The sequence below is a fragment of the Hominisplanchenecus faecis genome (assembly GCF_020687205.1).
Classification (GTDB): Bacteria; Bacillota; Clostridia; order Lachnospirales; family Lachnospiraceae; genus Hominisplanchenecus; species Hominisplanchenecus faecis.
Genome location: NZ_JAJEQE010000002.1, coordinates 64,102 through 82,183, shown reverse-complemented (window position 1 = coordinate 82,183; position 18,082 = coordinate 64,102). Strand labels below are relative to the sequence as shown.

Genomic DNA, 18,082 nt, shown 5'->3' with positions numbered 1-18,082 from the left:
AATAACCAATTTCATACCAGGGGATTTTTTATGTCTGTTTTTCCGTTCAAAAAAGCAGCTGTCACACTCTTGCTTCTGACAGCCGCCTACTTTTCCGGATCCGGGATCCATTATCTGTTTTCACAGCCGACCACGGTACTTCCTGCCTCATCTTCTTCAGAAGGCAACTGGGGACTCAGTTTTCAGGAAGAAGGTGTGCGGCCTGTCGGCAACGCCACGCCTTCTGAGCTTGCAAAATATCAGGCAGCCTACGCAGATGAAACAGATGAAAAAGTCATTTACCTCACCTTTGATGCCGGATATGAAAATGGCAATCTGCCTGCTATTCTGGATGCCCTGAAAAACCATCAGGCGGTTGGCACTTTCTTTGTCGTCGGAAATTTTCTGGAAACCAGTCCGGAACTTACCAAACGCATGGTAGCGGAAGGTCACATCGTCGGCAACCACACTTATCATCATCCGGATATGTCTAAAATCTCCACAAAGGAAGCTTTTGAAAAAGAGTTGAATGACGTGAACACACTTTTTCAGTCGATCACCGGAAGCGAAATGGCTCACTACTACCGCCCACCTCAGGGAAAATACAGCACCTCCAACCTTGAAATGGCAAAAGAACTTGGCTACAAAACCTTCTTCTGGAGTCTCGCCTACGTGGACTGGATTCAAGATGAGCAGCCAACAAAAGAGCAGGCTTTTTCCAAACTTTTAAGCCGCATCCATCCGGGAGCCGTAGTTTTGCTTCACAGCACCTCTTCTACGAATGCAGCCATTCTCGATGAACTTCTGACAAAATGGGAAGAAATGGGGTATCATTTCGCTCCGTTATCTGAACTTGCTGACAAACTGTAGATCAGAGGTGCACAGAAGAATGCCGGGGCATCTTAAGCACTACATAATAAACATCGCATCCCCAAAGGAGAAGAAACGATAACGCTCTTTTACTGCTTCCTCATAAGCAGCCATGATCTTATCTTTTCCGGCCAGTGCGGAAACCAGCATCATCAGTGTGGACTCCGGCAGGTGGAAGTTTGTGATCAGACGGTCGATCATTTTAAACGGATAACCAGGATAAATAAAGATGTCCGTCCATCCGCTTCCTGCTTTTAAAATACCGTTTTCATCGGTTGCCGACTCCAGCGTACGGCAGCTTGTCGTTCCGACTGCCACAATCTTCCCGCCTTCTTTTTTCACACGGTTGATCAGCTCCGCCTGCTCCGGCTCCACAATGTAAAACTCCGAGTGCATGTGATGATCTGTCACATCTTCTACTTTGACCGGACGAAAGGTTCCAAGTCCGACATGTAAAGTCACATGTGCAATGTGAACGCCTTTCTTTTTGATTTCTTCCAACAGTTCTGGTGTAAAATGCAGTCCGGCTGTCGGTGCTGCGGCAGATCCATCGTGCTTTGCATACACCGTCTGATAACGGTTTTTGTCCTTGAGCTGGTGATGGATGTACGGCGGCAGCGGCATCTGTCCCAGTTTATCCAGGATTTCCTCAAAAATCCCCTCATACTCAAAACGGATCAGACGGTTTCCTTCGTCAACCACATCGATCACCTCACCGATCAGCAGCCCTTCGCCAAAACTGATTCTTGCACCGACACGACATTTCTTCCCCGGTTTTACCAGCGTCTCCCAGACATTATTCTCTCTTCTTTTTAGAAGCAGTACTTCAATCTTTGCATCCGTTCCGATCTTGCTTCCATAGAGTCTTGCCGGGATTACTTTCGTATTGTTGACTACCAGACAATCTCCCGGGTTCAGATATTCAATGATATCACGGAAAACGCGATGCTGCGTCTTTCCGCTTTCTCTGTCAAGTACCAGCAGTCTGGAAGAGGAACGGTCTTCCAGTGGATCCTGTGCGATCAGTTCCTGCGGCAGATCAAAATAAAAATCCGATGTTTTCATATATATACTCCTTAATAATAAATATGATTTTCTTCAACTAAAACCGGCTTCTCGCCTCTGTTACAGGTTACAATCGACACGGCACAGTTTTTTGATACGCCGCCATGCCAGTAATCTTCCCGGTTGCTTTCTCTTATGCTGTTGAGCAGTCCGCGAAGTGCACAGCCATGCGTCGACACGAGGATCGTCTTATCTTGAAGTTCTTTTCGACTGCAGATATCTTCCATAAAATCCCGGGTACGCTTTTCCACATCATCCAGACTTTCCCCGCCCGGTGCTGCCACATAATCCTGCGGGGCATGGAAGAAGTTTTCAATCCACTGCTGCGGCACCTGCCGGTTTTCTTCTGCATAACAGCAGCCCTCATAGATTCCAAAGCTGATCTCGATCAGACGCTCATCCTCTATGATCGGGACCTCTCTTCCGGCAAGGATACACTGTGCCGTGTGTTTTGCACGGATCAGTGGACTGGTAAAAGCCATGTCAAACGTTACATCACGAAGTGCCTTTCCGGTCAACTCTGCCAGATAGATCCCATTTTCATTTAAATCAACGTCAGAACGCCCCTGGAGGCACTTATGTGCATTCCAGGGGGTCTGACCATGACGTATGATATACATTTTCATGTGTTATTCTCCAGATTACTGACGAAGTTCGATACCCATGCTTTCCAGCCCATTGAGGATCTTCTTCATCACCGTAGTGATCTCTGCTTCTTCCATGGTCTTGTCTTTTGCACGGAATACCACAGAATAAGCCATAGATTTATAGCCTTCTTTGATCTGAGTTCCTTCATAAATATCAAACAGTTTGAAGCTTTCCAGATGTTTGCCTCCACGCTGAACGATCATCTCTTCGATTTCACCGGCAAGTACATGTTTCGGAACCACCATACTGAGGTCACGTGTCACAGCCGGGAATTTCGGAATACCTTCGTATTTGCGGTCGAAGGAAGCTTTTTCCACGATCTTCGGCATGTCCAGAACGGCAACATATGCCTTTTCACCGATTCCGTAATTATCCAGAACCTGTGGATGAACTTCGCCCAGGAATCCAATCACTTCTCCGTCGTAGAGGATGTTTGCCTGTCTGCCCGGATGTAAAGATGGCTGTCCTGCGTTCGGATCGTACTGCGGAATCTTATGCATGCCTGCTTTTTCCAGGAACTCTTCTACGACACCTTTCATGACAAAGAAATCTCCGCTGCCGTACATACCAAGCGTGAACTGCATACGCTCATCCGGAAGCTCGGTAAGCGGCAGTGCTTTCGGCAGATAAATGTTTGCCAGTTCATAGAGACGAACGTCTTTGTTTCTGTGGCTGTAGTTATAGCCAAGAGAAGAGAGCATACCATTTAAGGAAGTCGTTCTCATGATGCTGAAATCATCGCCGAGCGGGTTGGAGATCCTGATGGCCTGACGCAGTACAGAATCTTCGGGGATCAGCAGTTTGTCGAATACCTTCGGGCTTTCGAAGGAATAATTCATGCCCTGGGAGAATCCGCAGAATTCTGCGATATCTTTTGCAACATTTTCTACTCTGTGATGGAACTGAAGTTTACCTGTAGTAGCTTCTCCTTTTGGCAGCGTCGTCGGGATATTATCATATCCATAGAAACGTGCCACTTCTTCTGCGATATCTGCGGTGCGGAAAATGTCATGACGGAAGGTCGGTGCAATAATTTCATTGCTCTCTTCGTCATAGGCAAGTTCTACATTTGCAAGATAATCCAACATCTGTTCGCTGGACAGATTGGTTCCAAGCAGTGCATTGATGCGTTCCGGCTCAAATTTCACGCGAACTGGCTCTTTGCGTTTGGAGTATACATCTGCCATGCCACCGACTACTTCACCGGCACCCAGTTCTTCGATCAGCTGGCATGCACGATTGATCGCTGCCTGTGCATTGTTCGGATCCAGACCTTTTTCGAACTTGCCGGAAGCATCGGTTCTAAGACCGATTTTCTTTGCAGAAAGGCGGATGTTGGTGCCATCAAAACATGCAGCCTCAAACATCATCGTCTTTACATTGTCAGTGATCATGGAATTCTCACCGCCCATGATGCCGGCAATGCCAACAGCTTTCTCACCGTCACAGATCATCAGAACAGAATCATCCATCGTACGTTCCTGACCGTCCAGTGTGGTAAATTTTTCGCCGTTTTCGGCTCTGCGGACCACGATCTTATGACCTGCAAGGGTATCATAATCATAGGCATGCATCGGCTGGCCGTATTCTTCCATTACATAGTTTGTGATATCGACAATGTTGTTGATCGGACGGATTCCGTTTGATGCCAGTCTTCTCTGCATCCATTTCGGTGACGGAGCGATCTTGATATTTTTTACGACACGTGCACAGTATCTTGGGCAGAGATCTTTGTCTGCCACTTCAACGGTCACATAATCGTTTGCATCTTCATCATTTCCGGTCTTTTTTACAACAGGAGGCACAAATTTTTTTCCGAAAGTTGCTGCCACTTCTCTTGCAATACCGATCACGCTGTAGCAGTCTACACGGTTGGATGTGATCTCGTATTCAAATACAACGTCATCCAGTCCCAGTGCTTTGATGGCACTTTCGCCTACCACTGCATCTTCCGGGAAGATATAAATGCCGTATTCCGGTGCTTCCGGATACATATCTCTGGTAGAACCAAGTTCTTCAATGGAGCACATCATACCATCTGACTCAATGCCGCGAAGTTTTCCTTTTTTGATCTTGATACCGCCCGGTGTTTTTTTGCCGTCATGTCCGCCTGCAACGCGTCCGCCATCTAAAACAACCGGAACCTTGTCTCCTTCTTTTACATTCGGAGCACCGGTTACGATCTGGATCGTCTTCTCGCCGATATCGACCTGACAGATGATCAGTTTGTCTGCATCCGGATGTTTTTCAATTTTATCGATCTGACCGATGACGATCTTGTCCAGATCTGCATCCAGTCGCTCAAATCCTTCTACTTTTGTTCCGGATAATGTCATGGCATCTGTGTACTGCTGTGCCGTAACATCCAGCTCTGGAACATATGCTTTAATCCAAGATAATGATGTATTCATGGTTATATTTCCTTTCCTGTACTTTCCGTTGATTTTCTGTTTCGCATCCGCATTTTTAGAACTGCTTCAGGAAGCGGATATCGTTCTTATATAATTCACGCATATCATCGATTTCATATTTCAGAAGTGCAATACGCTCCAGACCTACACCAAAAGCAAATCCGGTATATTCTTCCGGATCAATGCCGCACATCTCAAATACATGCGGATGAACCATACCGCAGCCAAGGATTTCGATCCAGCCGGAACCTTTACAGAAACGGCAGGAATGACCTTCAATCTCACCGCTGCCGCCGCATTTGAAGCAGCTTACGTCAACTTCCGCACTCGGCTCTGTGAATGGGAAATGATGCGGACGGAATTTCGTCTTTGTCTCCGGTCCGAACAGCTGTTTTGCGAACTCTTCCAGAGTACCTTTCAGGTCTGCAAATGTAATATTTTTATCTACAACCAGACCTTCGATCTGATGGAAGGACGGGGAATGGGTTGCATCCACTTCGTCAGAACGGAATACTCGTCCCGGTGCGATCATACGGATCGGCAGTTTGCCCTGTTCCATAATGCGGGCCTGTACCGGAGAAGTCTGGGTACGAAGCACGATATCTTTATTGATATAGAATGTATCCTGCTCATCTTTTGCCGGATGGTTTGCCGGAATGTTCAGTTTTTCGAAGTTGTACAAATCATACTCGATCTCCGGTCCTTCTACGACTTCATATCCCATACCGACAAAGATACGCTCTACCTCTTCCAGAGCGATTGTATTCGGATGACGATGGCCAACGTTGATCTTCTTTGCCGGAAGTGTCACATCAATGACTTCCTGTTTCATCTTTTCTTCGCGTGCTTTTTCTTCCAGTTTTTTCTTTGTCTCTTCTAAAAACTCCTCAATCGCTTCTCTCGTTTCATTAACCATCTGACCAACGAACGGACGCTCTTTTGGATCTACATTTTTCATTCCTTTTAATACAGCAGTCAGTTCACCCTTCTTTCCAAGAAAAGAAACCCTTACCTCATTCAGTTTATCAAGTCTGTTTGACTCGCGTATCTGTTTCAGTGCTTCCTCCCGGATTGCCTGCAGTTTGTCTTTCATGTCTCATTCTCCTTGTAAATTAAAATAAAAAAGCTCCATCCCAAAATAGGGACGAAGCGATCTTTCCGTGGTACCACCCTGATTTCTGTCATTTGACAGACACTCAATGTTGTTTAACGCACAAGTACGTCGCTCCCTACTGTCTTCAGGAACGCAGCTCCAGTGTGAAATTCATCTCTCTGTCTGTACCGTGGAAGATTTTCAGCCGATGATCCTCCCTCTCTGTCGGGAAACAGGAAACTACTTTGCACTTTCAAAGCCTTTCGCATTTCAATCAAAATCATTATAACATCAATTTTTAAAATTACAACCCTTTTTCGATTGCATCTTTTGAAAACTTTTCTGGCTGCTCCAGATAGCAGTTGATCTCTGCCCCCATAAACAGCAGCCACATACAGAAATACAGCCACAGCATGACCATCACGACCGTTGTCAGACTTCCATAGATTGCTGACATCCCTTTGGAATATTCGATATAGACCGAAAAGCCATAGGAAAACACCGACCAGGCAAAAGAAGTGGCCACTGCTCCCGGAAGCTGAGAAAAGAAATCCTGTCTCTTATACGGAAGCCACGCATACATCGCACAGAAGATCATGCACAGCAAAAGGATCGTTCCAATCGTCCGGGCACTGATGATCAGCCAGGATACGGCTCGCAGCCACGGCAGATAATGCAGAAGATAATCATGCAGCAGATTGCCGAACACAAACAGCCCCATCGCCAGAATCAGCGATATCAGCAGCAAAATAATATAAAGAGCTGCCCGGAATCTTGCCAGAAAATAATTTTTCCGGATCTTTGTGTCATAAATCTTATTCAGTCCTTTGGATACAGACATCATGGCCTTGCTGCACGCCCAGACTGCTGTGATCACCGTTCCAGAGAGCAATGCGGTGGATTTTGTATACACAGATCCGACTAACGTTTCCAGGTACGCATGGAAACCTTCCGGAAAGATCACCTTCAACAAGGTCATAACGTCTTCTTTTGTCATCGGCGTGTACTGGAGCAAAATAAGCAGCAACATCACAAAGGGAATAAATCCCATAATGATAAAAAAAGCAGACTGTGCCGAATAGGCATCCACTCTGTCCTCTGAACTTTTATCCATAAATCTCAGCAGCCAGCGAACCAGCTGTATCACGTATCGCATATGATCTCCACTCCGTCTCCATAGTAATACTTCAAAATTTCCTGACAGCTCCATCCCTCTTCCGCCAGGTGTTTTGCACCATTCTGACTCATGCCATCCCCGTGCCCATATCCCCCTCCATTCAGCAGAAAACCGGACAGCACGCCACCCTGATACTGTGGGGTAATATAAAAGAACGCACTCGGAAGAAGTCCAAGACTTGGTGCCGTGTTTCCATCCTGTAAGATCACAGCCTGATCACCGGGCCGCAGAAACTGGCGGATCGCATACTCTCCTTCGATTGCTACCGTCCCAAGTGTCCCTGTGACCTGCAGCACTTCTGCCCTTCCATTTTCAAGTCGCTTCAAAACGTTTAAGCTTAAAATCTGCCCGATCTGTCCCGGATAAAACGTTTCGGCAGCGGCATTTAGTTCCTCTGTCGAAAAAAGTGTATTCCAGCGATACCAGGATTCTTCACGCTCCGCATCGGATGCTCTGCTGCCGGACATCGCTGCACAGAAAACGGCCTCGTTGGAAGCTTCCTCCTCCATGCGAAGTCCGCAGGACGTTGAATAATACAGCGTATTTTCAATCTGCCCGTCTTCTTTTATCACCATCCCGGCAGTCTGTTGCACTGCCTGCACGGCAGCATCCGTCTTTCCAATATTATTATACACCTGATAAGAAACGCTGTCATCCAGATCTGCACCAAATTCCTCGCAGCGACTGTTCTCCATCTGAAGCATAGCATAACATCTGGCACAGACTGCCTGGGCTTTTAACGCCTCGATCGGATAGGAAGAGGGCATTTCACTTGGAACCACATAGCACAGATAAGTTTCCAGCGGAAGCGTATTGATCAGGATCAGACCTTCCTCTCTTTTCTCCACATGAAGACTCCCTTCGTAAGAGGGACACTCTGCGGCACGTTTCAGATACGGAAGCTGAAATACACCGTCTTCTTCCATTGTAAAGACCAGATCGCCCTGCAAAAATTCATTGCTTTGCATCGTGAGCTCAACCTGCTCACCGGCCTGGCAGTGCCGTTCTGTGCCCTGTCCGCTCACCCGAAACGGCACATCTGCCGTAATCGTGATCCGGTCATGGTATTCACTCGCATAATTGTCACTGCACAGCAGGACACGGATGTCCGGATTTGCATCTGATGCCATTCTTTCATCCTTTTCTGCAGTTTCTGTCTCCGCTCCCGCTTTGTTTTCCGCCATTGTTTTGCTTTCTTTTCCGCTCTGCCCTGTGCTGCGGTTTCCGCCTTTTTCCTGGTTTTCTCTCAGCACCTGTTCCTGAAGCTGACTCTGTTCTGCCAGAAAACTCCGACTGCTGCTTGTCAAAACAATCCCATAACGATCATACAAGGACAGGAGCATTGCAGCCAATGATGCACATCCAAGTAAGAAAAACTGTCTTTTTGCAATCCTTTTCACCTGCGGACACTCCTTTTACTTTTCAGAACCATTACCTGTTTTTTAAATATATTCCTGTCCTTGTATAAAATACCTGATTTTTTATTTTACTGCTGAAAAATAGTAAATGGTTGTCGTTTCGTATTTTGCACCGGCACGCAGTACGGTAGACGGAAACGTCTCGTGATGTGTTGCATCCGGGAATCCTTGTGTTTCAAGGCAGAGACCGGAGCGTTTCTGATAAACGACACCTTCTTTTCCCTTTGGAATACTCTCAACAAAATTACCTGCATAGAACTGAACGCCAACTGCATCGGAAAAGACTTCCATACGTCTTCCGCTTTCCGGTTCGGTTACTTCCGCAATCTTACGGAGTGTTCCGTTGCTGTTGTTCAGTACATAGTTGTGGTCATATCCGCCGGCAATCTTCAGCTGCTCATAATCTGCCTCAATATCTGCTCCGATGCTCTTTGCAGCACGAAAATCCATCGGTGTTCCCTCAACCGGAAGGATCTCTCCAGTTGGGATCATGCCCTGTCCTACCGGTGTGAATGCATCTGCATCCAGCCATAAAATGTGATCTTCGATCTTTCCTGCTGCATGTCCTGCCAGATTGTAATATCCGTGATTAGTCATATTGGCAATCGTATCTTTATCAGAAGTTCCTTCGTAGTGAATCTTCACTTCGTTTTCCATGGTCAGTGTATAAGTAACGGTGATATCAAACGTACCCGGCAGTCCCTGTTCACCGTCTGCACCGACATGATGGAAACTTACACTGTTGCCATCCTCGTCTACGGACGCATCCCAGATGATATTGCTGTAACCTTCACTTCCGCTGTGAAGATTGTTTTCGCCTTCGTTTTTTTCCATCTGATACACATGTCCGTCAATCACGACCTGTGCATCTTTTGTCCGGTTTCCGTTTCTTCCGATGATTGCACCAAAATAACAGGTTCCCTGCTCATAATCCTGCACATCATCATATCCAAGCAGTACATCTTTGCTTCTGCCCTTTGCATCCGGAGCAAGGATTGACACCATGGTTGCACCATAATCGGTCACTTCCAGTGCCATACCTTTTCCATTTACCAGTGTATAGATATGTGCAATCTTACCTTTTGAAGTTTTTCCAAATTCGCTTACTTTAATACCCATTGCTCCAAAATCCTCCTGTGAAAATTTATCGTTTTCAGTATAACATTACCCGTTTTAAATTGCAATGCACGATAGATGTCTCCATTATAATAGGGAGTTATATTTTTTGTCAATTTTATAATTATGATGTGGGTGTCAAAAGTCCCCAACTATGATGCCTACGGATTGTTCTCAGGAATTTCTCGTATAATCAAAATATCTGGAATATGCCACAATTCCACAGATAGCATAAAAAATCATTGCCAAAACGAATCCCTCAACGCTGCGTACAAATAATACCAGTATCAAGATCAGAAGAAACGTCGGCAGTTCCATCCGATGCAGCCATTTAAACATGTGATAACGCTTCGGCGACATTTCATGTTCTGCTGTTTTTGCATTTGTTGTCTCACATTCTATTATCGCACCAAAACGTGAAAAGTGCCGGTAAGCAGTATAGGGAATTCCATCCAACGTAAATTCCGGATACATTCCTTTTTTTGTTATCACAATCTTCATTCCTTTTTCAGAGGCATACTGCAATAATGCTTCTTCAAATTCTTCCGGATTCATGCACATGGTATCCGGCCTGAAAGAGAAGCGTGCCTCTGCTTCTGCTTTCGATACTTTTTTGAAATCATTCAGCAAATCCGCAAAAACGGCACCTTTCTTTTCCTTTTCATCCATTTTCTTCAAATAGTACTGTGGATCAAACTCTCCGAGATTTTCCTCTTTAATCTCTTCGCAGAAATCAATCGCATCCGTCAGCTCCGCTCTCTGCTTTTCCAATCTTTCCTTCTGCTTTTGGATCACCTTACCAAACATTTCAGGACGATCAAAGGTATCTTTAATCTCCTCAATCGGAACATCCAGCTTCCGTAAAATCTTAATCTGAAGAATCCGCTTTATATCTTCCGGCCTATATTCACGATATCCATTCTTCTCATTTCGCTTTGGCTGCAGCAGGCCCATCTTTTCGTAGTACCGGATATTTGCACGACTGATACCGGTCTGTTCTTCTGCTTCTTTGATATTGCTCATAAAACCTCTCCTCTCTTTGTACTTTGCATCAGGCAAGTACTTTATAGTGGGATTGTAAGGTATAAAGCTGCTTGAATGTCAAGCATTTTATAGAAAATTCCAGTCAAATCACAAACAAGACCTGCAATCCATATAGATTACAGGCCTTTCCATATCTTTGTCACAGAAATGCTCTGTGACAAATCTCATTTTGCATTTACCATGTTGTTGATTGCAGTCAGCAGTGCATTGATGGAAGCACGGATGATATCCTGATCCACGCCGGCACCCCAGTAATGTTCTCCGTCTTTGCTGCGGATACCAACATAGGCGATCGCTTTGGATCTGGAACTCTGTTCCAGTGCATGCTCCTGATAAGTTGTCAGATCATATTCCAGACGGAACTGATTCTTCAGTGCGTTGCTTACTGCATTCAGACGGCCATTTCCTGCTGCGATCGCAACCACGCTCTTGCCTTCACATTCTACAGTCACCTCTGCAATAATGCCATTATGCTGTTTGAAGTGTACTTCGCTGATATTGAACGGCGTTGTGATATCTTCAAATTTTTCTTTAAACAGATTGAAAATTTCCTGAGGCTGCAATTCTTTATGCTGATGGTCTGAGCTGTCTTTTGCAGCATATCCCATTGCCTCACGCATTTTTGCCGGAAGGTTCAGTCCAAAGTTCTGCTCCAGAATATAGCCTACGCCGCCTTTTCCGGACTGGCTGTTGATACGGATCACGTCTGCCTCATATCTTCTTCCGATATCGGTCGGATCAATCGGCAGATACGGAACGGTCCAGGTCGGGCAGTCATGCTCCTCACGGTAATGCATACCTTTTGCGATTGCATCCTGATGGGAACCAGAGAATGCTGCAAATACAAGGCTTCCGCCGTACGGACTTCTCATATCAATATGCATGCCTGTATATTCTTCATATGCTGCAGAAATTGCCGGCATATCACGGAAGTCAAGCTGCGGATCTACACCCTGAGAATACATATTCAGTGCCAGCGTCACAATATCCACATTTCCGGTACGCTCGCCATTTCCGAACAGAGTGCCTTCAATACGATCAGCACCTGCCAGAAGTCCCATTTCTGCATCACTGATACCACATCCACGGTCATTATGCGGATGCAGAGAGATCAGCACATTCTCACGATATTTCATGTTTTTGCTCATATATTCAATCTGGCTTGCGTAAACGTGCGGCATTGCATTCTGTACGGTACTTGGCAGGTTGATGATGCATTTGTTATCTGCGGTCGGCTGCCATACATCCAGAACTGCGTTGCATACTTCCAGTGCATATTCCGGTTCTGTTCCGGTAAAGCTCTCCGGACTGTACTCAAATGCAAAATTTCCTTCTGTCTCATCAGCCAGCTTTTTCAGAAGTTTTGCACCGTCTACGGCAATCTTCAGGATCTCTTCTTTGGATTTTTTAAATACCTGTTCTCTCTGTGCCACAGAGGTAGAATTGTATACATGTACAATCGCTCTCGGAGCACCTTTCACTGCTTCAAAAGTCTTGCGGATAATATGCTCTCTTGCCTGTGTCAGTACCTGAATGGTCACATCATCCGGAATCAGGTTCTGATCGATCAGTGTTCTCAGGAAATTATACTCTGTCTCGGAAGCGGCCGGGAAACCGACTTCGATTTCTTTAAAACCAATCTTTACAAGCAGTTTAAAGAATTCTACCTTCTGTTCCAGACTCATCGGTACGATCAGTGCCTGGTTTCCATCACGCAGATCGACGCTGCACCAGATTGGTGCCTTATCTACATAAGTCTTTTTCACCCAGTCATTGCATTCTACTGGCGGCATAAAATACTGTCTCTGATATTTACTTACATTTTTCATCATTTTAACAGATCTCCTTTTCTTTTTGTCTTTAATTTATCCGGCAGGCATCGTTTGAAGAACATAAAAAAACCTTACGTCTCACTATAACATATCTGCTATCATAGAGACGAAAGGTCAAGTCTTCCGCGGTACCACTCTATTTTATGAATTCATTCATACTCTCACCGGATACGGATTTGCATCTTATATCCTGTCCCTGTAACGGTGGACTTCCGTCTGCTCCTACTCTCCTTTGATTTCAGGCAGCTGCTCCAAGGTCAGTTCCATTCTTTCCTTCCACTGTCTCGCATCACCCGACAGCTTTCTGTATTCTGGTCAAAATGTACTATTCCTCATCAACGCTTTTCCTATCAATGAATAAATATTACCATTTTCGACCAGACTTGTCAAGGTTTATATATATTTTCGATCCAGTGTAAAGCCTCTTCCACGCACTTCATTGATCTGCGTTACGGAAAGAAATGCTTTTTTATCGACTTCCTGCACCATATCGGTCACAGTATGCAGCTTTCTGGATGAGATCACACAACAGACTGCCATCTCATCTTTTTGCAGGTAGCCAGTCTCGATATGATACATTGTGGCACCAAGATCCAGTTTTTGAAGAAGCATATCGCGAATTTCCTGATAATGCCTGGATATGATCATAACCTGTACTTTTTTCTGTCCTGCCAAAGAGACATATCCGAGTACAATGGAACTTAAGATTACGATCAGGATTCCGTACAGAACCTGTTCTTTTGTCGATATAACAACCTGTAACAGAAGCACTGTGAAATCGAAAAGATACATAGAAACCGCCACCGGAATCCCCAATTTTTTATTCAGGATCAGCGGCGGGATATCCAGCCCTCCGGTCGATGCTCCGAACCGGATGACGATACCGACACCAAGACCGACCATAATGCCGGCATAGATAGCTGAAAGCAAAATGTCATTTGTCATCGTTGCAATCCACTGCTGTTGTGTAAAAAAAGAAAGGAACATTGGATACACAATAGTACTCACGATGGTCGTCAGTGCAAATTTTTTGCCGAGTACAAACGCCCCGACCGCAAACAAAATAATGTTATAAACAGCTACTGACACCGAGAGATCCACCCCGAATACTCTGCTCGTAACAAGTCCAAGACCAGTCGCTCCTCCGGTGATCATGCCGTGCGGCAATACAAAAGCTGCAATTCCAAATGCCAGGATCGCATTTCCAAGCAAAATACCGCACAATTCCAAAATCTGATACCCCAATTTCTTATTCATGCACCTTCTCCTTTTCCTTAGTTTTTCCGGATAATCTGTTCTTATTCTACCCTTTCCGGCAATGCAGTGCAAGCCGCCGCATCATAGCAGTAACGCAATATCAGGATGACGCCGAAAAAAATGTAGGACACACAAAACATGGACATCACCTGAAAACGGGAAAAAGCAGACTCCAGAACGGAATCTGCTTTTATCTTGCCAAATATAAATTGAAACCTTAAATCATTTCTCACGATAAACGATTAGTTGTTGATCAGTTTGTCTTCGCCATTCCAGCTGTACAGTTTTCTGATCTCTGCACCGACTTTTTCTGAAGGATGCTCGGAAGCCAGTTTTCTCATCGCTTTGAAGTGTACCTGACGTCCTGCCTGTGACATATCCAGAAGGAATTCTTTTGCGAAAGTACCATCCTGGATGTCTTTCAGAACCTGTTTCATAGCTTTCTTTGTGTCTTCTGTTACGATCTTAGGACCTGTGATATAATCGCCATACTCAGCTGTGTTGGAGATAGAATATCTCATTCCTGCAAAACCACTCTGGTAGATCAGGTCTACGATCAGTTTCATCTCATGGATACATTCGAAGTATGCATTTCTCGGATCATATCCAGCTTCACACAGTGTCTCGAATCCTGCCTGCATCAGTGCACATACACCACCGCAGAGAACTGCCTGCTCACCAAAGAGGTCTGTCTCTGTTTCTGTACGGTAAGTTGTCTCCAGCAGACCTGCTCTTGCTCCACCGATTCCAAGACCATAAGCCAGTGCTTTGTCCCATGCTTTTCCGGTGTAATCCTGCTCTACAGCAATCAGACATGGGGTTCCTTTTCCTGCCTGGTACTCGCTTCTTACAGTATGTCCAGGAGCTTTTGGAGCAATCATAGTTACATCAACATATGCCGGCGGTTTGATGCATCCGAAATGAATGTTGAAACCATGTGCGAACATCAGCATATCGCCTTCATTCAGGTTTGGCTCGATGTCTTTTTTGTACATATCTGCCTGCAGCTCATCGTTAATCAGAATCATAATGATGTCTGCCTGTTTTGCAGCTTCTGCCGCTGTATATACTTTTAATCCCTGAGCTTCTGCTTTTGCCCAGGACTTGCTGCCTTCATACAGACCAACAATAACATCACATCCGGAATCTTTCAGATTCAGTGCATGTGCATGTCCCTGACTGCCGTAACCAATAATTGCAATCTTGTGTCCTTCCAGTGCGGAAAGGTTACAATCTTCCTGATAAAAAATTCTTGGTTCCATTTTATGTTCCTCCATTATGTATATATTTGTTAAAGGTATAATTAATGCCTCTAGCTTTCTTCTTTACAGGTAACGGACATCCTCCGCTCCTCTTGATAAACCTGTCATGCCTGTCCTTGCCAGCTCTAATATCTCGTAATCGCCAAGAAGTTTGAAAAATGCTTCAATCTTGGACTCTGTACCGGTAAGTTCAATGATTAGAGAATCAACTCCCACGTCAATAATTTTGGCACGGAAAATATTTGCAATGGACATTACATCCTGCCTGTTTTCACGGCCAACTCTTACTTTTACAAGCACCAGTTCTCTTGTCACGCTTTCGCCTTCTGCCAGCTGTTTGATATCAACAACATCAACCAGCTTTGCCAGCTGCTTTGTGATCTGATCCAAAATCTGCTGATCACCGTTTACGACAACAGTCATACGTGAGTATCTCGGATCCGCTGTCTCGCCAACGGTCAGACTGTCGATATTGTAACCACGGCGGCTGAACAGCCCTGCTACTCGACTCAGTACACCGGAGGTATTGTCAACCAATAAGGATAATACTCTTTTCTTCATTGGGATTTCCTGCCTTCTTTCAAAACTGCCTCTGTTCTCTTGAGGCTTATTGTATTTTACCAACAAATATTTACTTTGTCAATGTAAAGCGTCACTAAAATATAACGATAAATCCTTTTACTTCCATAATATTTTAGTTTTTTTCGTTTCCTGCTACATTTTTATAGCAGTTATAACAGTACTCTATGATATCCTTTCTGCGGATGATACCGATAAAGATCTTTTTATCGTCGATCACCGGGACAAAGTTCTGATTCATGGAAGTTAAGATCAGATCTTCGATCTCACAGTCGATATTGACCGGTTCATTGTACCATCTGCGTTCCACCTGCGAAAGGGGGATCTCTTCTGTCATATGAAGATCCACAATCTTATGGTCTTTGATATACCAGAGCAGATCTCCTTCCGTCAGCGTTCCCACATAACAGCCATTGCGGTCAATCACGGGTACTGCACTGTAACGGTAGTGTTCCATCTTTTCAAGTGCCTGACGAAGAGAGTAATCATCATACAGATACGCTACTTCACTTTTTGGTGTCAAAGAAAACAATACATTCATAGTTTACTTTTATCTCCGCTTTTCTGACATTGCCGTCTCCCGGCAAATGTCGTTTCTTTTGTTTTTCTGTGCCGCACATCCGGTTTGGACGGACTGCTTTTGGCATCTGCCGGCTCAAAAATCATATCCCAGATTGGAAAGTACCTTTCCCGGCTGATCGTAGATCACCATGTCTGCTTTGCAGTCCGTGTAGTGTTCCTTTTCATGGATCACAACGATCTGCTCACCTTCAAAAAATTTAACATAATTTGAGTACACATCCGAAGATAATTTTGTTCCGAGCAAAAGAAGCACTTCTGCTTTTTCGACTTCTGTCGCTGCCAGTGAAGTCAGATGGCTGTCCAGCTGTTCTCCGTAAAGAGTCACACCGGGACGTACCACATTATTACAGTTCCGGCATCGCGGTGTCTTTTTGGAATCCCGGATATATTCCATCGGATATTCCTGTCCGCATTTCGGACAGCGGTTCTGATAGATGCTCCCTCGCAAACTGAGCACATTGCTGCATCCTGCACGTTTCTCCAGATCAAAAATATTATCGCTTAAAATACACTGGATCTTTCCTGCATCTTCCAGTTTTTTCAGTGCATAACAGGATTCGGAAGGCTTCCAGTCCTTTTTGAGAACTTCTGCCCTGTAAAATTCAAAAAAGGAATCCGGTCTTGTCATGTAATAGGCACTTGCGAAAATATCTTCCGGTGATCTTCCGTACTTCTGCTCAATCTCATAAGCATAATCCTGGTTTTGGAAAGTCCTGCATCCCGTCTCTGCGAGAATGCCGGAACCACACAATGCCACGGTATAATGGCTGTCATCTAATACTTTTTTCAAATACTCATACTTTTCTCCCATAAGCCACATCCTCCTTGGAATAAGCATACCAAAAAAAGTAAGAGTATGCAATCCCTTAGTGAATGATCATTGCATTTTTTCCGAGTTCCTCGTAATATTTTGCAAATGTTTCTGCATCGCGTTCTACCAGTCCGTCCAGCGGATCCTGAATCAGAACCGTACCGTTTTCTTTATCAAAACCACACATCACCATACAGTGTTCGTTGCGGAACCAGCGATAGGTTTTTCCCTCAAACTCGCATACTTCATCCGTCGGAACCGGTTTCTCCAGATACATGGTATTCCAGATTATGATCGGTATCCCTGCCGCCACATAATTATAAAGATCTTCAAAGTCAGTATCTGAAATATCAAAGCCTCTTTTTTCACTTTCCTGTGCTTCCAGGAAATTATTTGCAGTCTTGACAAGTCCCGGTGCAAAAATACCTGCCCCGTCTTCCGTATGTGGATTTCCAATATAACCCATCGCAAAATTCCGGTCTGCAAAAACAAGATAATCATCTGCTATGGTTGTTTTCTCCAAATCAAATCCGAGATATTTGAGAACCATTGTCAGTGCCACAGATTCACACCCGGTCGGAAGTTCCGGATTCTGGAGAATATTTTCCATCTCAATTTCTTCTGAAGTCTTGTCTGTTTTTTCCAGAACAGGAAGTTCTCCTTCCGGAGCGGCATCCTCTGTTTTATCCTCTTCCGTTTCAGATTCTGTCTCCGTTTCCGGACGTTCTGTTTCCAAGCTGCCCTGCTCGACCACTTCCACGGCTTCCGTTTCCGGCTCTGTCTCTTTTTTCTTTTTTGTTTCTGTTTCAGACGTTTCACTCTGTCGATCATCTGCATTTGTTTCAATATAAGCAAGCGGCTTTTTATGCAGCTCTTCACATCCTGTCATCAACACGGAGATTGTAAGCAACATGATGATACTGATTCTTTTCTTCATA

16 protein-coding genes and 2 other annotated features are annotated in these 18,082 nt (G+C 44.9%); of the genes, 1 reads left to right on the top strand and 15 read right to left on the bottom strand.

The window, feature by feature from the left end:
* Positions 1–30: 30 nt before the first annotated feature.
* Positions 31–849, top strand: coding sequence for a polysaccharide deacetylase family protein (locus LKD42_RS01200; RefSeq protein WP_248834566.1), 819 nt, complete (start codon positions 31–33; stop codon positions 847–849).
* Between the two features lie 39 nt (positions 850–888).
* Here the strand turns inward: LKD42_RS01200 and queA are convergent, their stop codons facing one another.
* The 15 genes from queA to LKD42_RS01125 all read right to left on the bottom strand — a co-directional run bounded on the left by queA (position 889) and on the right by LKD42_RS01125 (position 18,081).
* Positions 889–1,914 (bottom strand): tRNA preQ1(34) S-adenosylmethionine ribosyltransferase-isomerase QueA, encoded by a 1,026-nt coding sequence (gene queA, locus LKD42_RS01195; protein ID WP_022119609.1) that lies wholly within the window; start codon positions 1,912–1,914, stop codon positions 889–891.
* Between the two features lie 11 nt (positions 1,915–1,925).
* Positions 1,926–2,540, bottom strand: a complete 615-nt coding sequence (locus tag LKD42_RS01190; protein ID WP_248834565.1) for a histidine phosphatase family protein — start codon at positions 2,538–2,540, stop codon at positions 1,926–1,928.
* A gap of 15 nt (positions 2,541–2,555) precedes the next feature.
* A complete protein-coding gene (gene pheT, locus LKD42_RS01185) occupies positions 2,556–4,973 on the bottom strand; it encodes a phenylalanine--tRNA ligase subunit beta (protein ID WP_248834564.1) in 2,418 nt (805 codons plus the stop codon).
* Positions 4,974–5,028: 55 nt separating this feature from the next.
* Positions 5,029–6,066, bottom strand: coding sequence for a phenylalanine--tRNA ligase subunit alpha (gene pheS / locus LKD42_RS01180; protein ID WP_022119606.1), 1,038 nt, complete (start codon positions 6,064–6,066; stop codon positions 5,029–5,031).
* A 44-nt stretch (positions 6,067–6,110) separates the two neighbouring features.
* Positions 6,111–6,332 (bottom strand) — a binding site (T-box leader).
* A gap of 38 nt (positions 6,333–6,370) precedes the next feature.
* Positions 6,371–7,222: a YihY/virulence factor BrkB family protein gene (locus tag LKD42_RS01175; protein ID WP_173897234.1), complete on the bottom strand. Its 852-nt coding sequence runs from the start codon at positions 7,220–7,222 to the stop codon at positions 6,371–6,373.
* Complete coding sequence (locus LKD42_RS01170; protein WP_248834563.1) at positions 7,210–8,643, bottom strand: SpoIID/LytB domain-containing protein; 1,434 nt, start codon at positions 8,641–8,643, stop codon at positions 7,210–7,212. Before LKD42_RS01170 ends, LKD42_RS01175 begins: the two co-directional genes overlap by 13 nt.
* Before the next feature lie 81 nt (positions 8,644–8,724).
* A complete protein-coding gene (locus LKD42_RS01165; RefSeq protein WP_173895578.1) occupies positions 8,725–9,780 on the bottom strand; it encodes an aldose epimerase family protein in 1,056 nt (351 codons plus the stop codon).
* Positions 9,781–9,951: 171 nt separating this feature from the next.
* Complete coding sequence (locus LKD42_RS01160; RefSeq protein WP_248834562.1) at positions 9,952–10,800, bottom strand: MerR family transcriptional regulator; 849 nt, start codon at positions 10,798–10,800, stop codon at positions 9,952–9,954.
* Between the two features lie 185 nt (positions 10,801–10,985).
* On the bottom strand, positions 10,986–12,650 hold the full coding sequence (locus tag LKD42_RS01155; RefSeq protein WP_248834592.1) for a 2-isopropylmalate synthase: 1,665 nt from the start codon (positions 12,648–12,650) through the stop codon (positions 10,986–10,988).
* 102 nt (positions 12,651–12,752) lie between these two features.
* Positions 12,753–13,001 (bottom strand) — a binding site (T-box leader).
* Positions 13,002–13,046: 45 nt separating this feature from the next.
* Complete coding sequence (locus LKD42_RS01150; RefSeq protein WP_248834561.1) at positions 13,047–13,910, bottom strand: YitT family protein; 864 nt, start codon at positions 13,908–13,910, stop codon at positions 13,047–13,049.
* Positions 13,911–14,152: 242 nt separating this feature from the next.
* On the bottom strand, positions 14,153–15,172 hold the full coding sequence (gene ilvC, locus LKD42_RS01145; protein ID WP_022119599.1) for a ketol-acid reductoisomerase: 1,020 nt from the start codon (positions 15,170–15,172) through the stop codon (positions 14,153–14,155).
* A gap of 63 nt (positions 15,173–15,235) precedes the next feature.
* Positions 15,236–15,733 carry an acetolactate synthase small subunit gene (gene ilvN / locus LKD42_RS01140; RefSeq protein WP_022119598.1) on the bottom strand — a complete coding sequence of 166 codons (498 nt, stop codon included), beginning with the start codon at positions 15,731–15,733 and terminating at the stop codon, positions 15,236–15,238.
* 133 nt (positions 15,734–15,866) lie between these two features.
* Positions 15,867–16,292, bottom strand: a complete 426-nt coding sequence (locus LKD42_RS01135) for a CBS domain-containing protein (protein WP_147631401.1) — start codon at positions 16,290–16,292, stop codon at positions 15,867–15,869.
* Between the two features lie 114 nt (positions 16,293–16,406).
* Positions 16,407–17,144: a Sir2 family NAD-dependent protein deacetylase gene (locus LKD42_RS01130; RefSeq protein ID WP_248834560.1), complete on the bottom strand. Its 738-nt coding sequence runs from the start codon at positions 17,142–17,144 to the stop codon at positions 16,407–16,409.
* 55 nt (positions 17,145–17,199) lie between these two features.
* Positions 17,200–18,081: a C39 family peptidase gene (locus LKD42_RS01125; protein WP_248834559.1), complete on the bottom strand. Its 882-nt coding sequence runs from the start codon at positions 18,079–18,081 to the stop codon at positions 17,200–17,202.
* Position 18,082 lies beyond the last annotated feature (1 nt).